This is a genomic window from Micrococcus sp. LASM2_SD2 (assembly GCF_057364565.1).
Genome location: NZ_JBNFOB010000332.1, coordinates 1 through 1,838, shown reverse-complemented (window position 1 = coordinate 1,838; position 1,838 = coordinate 1). Strand labels below are relative to the sequence as shown.

At 74.1% G+C, this 1,838-nt stretch carries 3 protein-coding genes; 2 read left to right on the top strand and 1 reads right to left on the bottom strand.

From position 1 onward, the window contains the following. Together AC2W7A_RS12090 and AC2W7A_RS12085 are read left to right on the top strand one after the other, a co-directional pair. On the top strand, window positions 1-208 hold a 208-nt coding region (locus tag AC2W7A_RS12090), incomplete at its 5' end, for a hypothetical protein (RefSeq protein WP_485991557.1). Beyond that, window positions 208-1,272, top strand: coding sequence for an NAD-dependent epimerase/dehydratase family protein (locus AC2W7A_RS12085; RefSeq protein ID WP_485991556.1), 1,065 nt, complete (start codon window positions 208-210; stop codon window positions 1,270-1,272). The genes AC2W7A_RS12090 and AC2W7A_RS12085, both read left to right, overlap by 1 nt. Before the next feature lie 133 nt (window positions 1,273-1,405). Here AC2W7A_RS12085 and AC2W7A_RS12080 read toward each other — a convergent pair. Then, window positions 1,406-1,838 (bottom strand): hypothetical protein (locus AC2W7A_RS12080; RefSeq protein WP_485991555.1); only part of this gene is annotated, 433 nt, incomplete at its 5' end.

Below are 1,838 nucleotides of genomic sequence, written 5' to 3'. Positions count from 1 at the left end.
CCTGCGCGACGGTCGCCCGAAGCCGGGGCTGGCCCCGGCCGAGCTGACCACGCAGGTCCGGGCGGCCGTGGCCCCGCTGCCGGTGTCCGCCGTGCTCGTCACCGAGACGATCCCGACGGACATCCGCCACAACTCGAAGATCGACCGCGCCCGCATGGCCCGCTGGGCCGAGGGCATCCTGGCCGGCGGGAAGGTGGGACGTCCCTGATGGCACGCATGGGATTCGAGGTCGAGCTCGACGCGCTCGGCACACCGCAGGTCTTCGAGCAGCCCGAGGCGCACCGCGTGCTCGTCACCGGCGCCTCCGGCATCCTGGGCCAGGGCGTCGCCCGCGCCCTGATCGCCGCCGGCTCCGAGGTCGTGACGCTGCAGCGGCGTCCGTCCGGCGTGGAGGGGGCCGAGGACGTCCGCGGCTCCGTGGCGGACCCGGAGGCCGTGGCCCGCGCCATGTACGGCGTGGATACCGTGGTGCATGTGGCCGCGAAGGTGTCCGTCTCCGGCCCGGAGGCGGACTTCGAGCTCGTCAACGTCGCCGGCACCCAGTACGTGGTGGAGGCCGCACGGGCCGCGGGCGTGAGCCGCATGGTCCACATCTCCTCCCCGTCCGTCGCCCACGCGGGCAGCTCGATCGTCGGCGAGGGCGCCGGCCCGGCCGACCCTGATGCCGCCCGCGGCCCCTACGCCCGCACCAAGGCCGCCGGCGAGCTGCTGGCCCTGTCCGCGGACTCGTCGTCCTTCCACGTGCTGGCCCTGCGTCCGCACCTGATGTGGGGCCCCGGAGACATGCAGCTGACGGACCGCATCGTCCAGCGCGCCCGGGCTGGCCGCATGCCGGTGCTCGGCTCCGGTGCCGCCCTGATCGACACCCTCTACACCTGGAACGCCGTTGAGGCCGTCCTCGCCGCGGTCACGGCCGCGGACCACACCCACGGCGAGGCCCTGGTGGTCACCAACGGCGAGCCGCGGCCGGTCGGCGAGCTCCTCACCCGCATCGCCATGGCCGGGGGCGCCGCACCGCCGTCCCGCCGGGTCCCCGCGGGGCTGGCCCGCCGTGCCGGCGCGGTGATCGAACGGGCCTGGGAGAAGAACCTCCTGGGCATGCGCCGTGCCACCTCGGACGGCGAGCCGCCGCTGACCGAGTTCCTGGCCGAGCAGCTGTCCACCTCCCACTGGTTCGACCAGCGCCGCACCCGCGAGGTGCTGGACTGGCGCCCGCGCGTCAGCATCGACGAGGGCCTCGAGCGCCTCGCCGCCTTCTACGCCGAGCGCTGAGCGCGGAGCCCGCCGGAGGCGGGACGCTGAGGGCCGAGCCCGCCGAAGGCGGGACGCATCACGACGTCGGACCCTCACCTTCTCTGCGAAGGCGAGGGTCGACGTCGTGAAGGGACCGTGAGAGCGGCAGGCCTCAGCCGAGTGGGACGGGCTCCGGGGCCGGCTGGCGGCGGCACGTCATGTACCGGCTCACCAGGGCCTGGTTCGCCACGGCGACCACGATGCCCAGCCCCGCGGCGGTCAGCGCGAGCGTGCTGGGGTCGGCGATGCCGGAGACGAAGAACCACGGGATCTGGAAGACGCCGAGGAAGTTCAACAGGAACCAGGCCGCCTGCCCCTCACCGGCGTAGAAGACGTTCTTCCGGGCCTTCTCCTGGTCCACCACGAACCGAAGCCCCGTCATGAAGAGGTAGCCGAGGGCGATGAGACCAGCCAACCCGCCGATGGCGACCCATTCGGCGAGGTGGTCCTTGAGGCTCCATACCACCGAGGCCAGGCCGAAGGCGGCGCCCACGCCGGCGGCACGCCAGGCCGGCGCATCGCCGCGGGGCGTGCCGTCCGTCGCC

What these genes read in the sequence shown, in the direction of transcription:
- AC2W7A_RS12085 (WP_485991556.1), top strand. Translation starts at nt 208, where the DNA reads ATGGCACGCATGGGATTCGAGGTCGAGCTCGACGCGCTCGGCACACCG.